The sequence below is a fragment of the Pseudomonas sp. AC463 genome (assembly GCF_979253585.1).
This window is the reverse complement of sequence record NZ_CEEDDZ010000745.1, coordinates 1-262: the sequence shown is the minus strand read 5'-3', so window position 1 is coordinate 262 and position 262 is coordinate 1. Positions and strand designations below refer to the sequence as shown.

1 protein-coding gene is annotated in these 262 nt (G+C 64.9%); it reads left to right on the top strand.

Features of this window, described 5'->3' with window-relative positions:
* Positions 1 to 262 (top strand): aldehyde dehydrogenase family protein (locus tag AC0IYH_RS32200; RefSeq protein ID WP_471838381.1); only part of this gene is annotated, 262 nt, incomplete at both ends.

Genomic DNA, 262 nt, shown 5'->3' with positions numbered 1-262 from the left:
CAGCGCGGCCTCGAAGTCATCGAATTCTGCTGCGGCATTCCGCACGTTCTGAAGGGTGAGTACACGCACGGCGCCGGCCCCGGCATCGACGTCTATTCGATGCGCCAGCCGCTCGGCATCGGCGCGGGCATTACGCCGTTCAACTTCCCCGGCATGATCCCGATGTGGATGTTCGGTACCGCGATCGCGACCGGCAACGCCTTCATCCTGAAGCCGTCGGAGCGTGATCCCTCCGTCCCCGTCCGCCTCGCCGAATTGATGC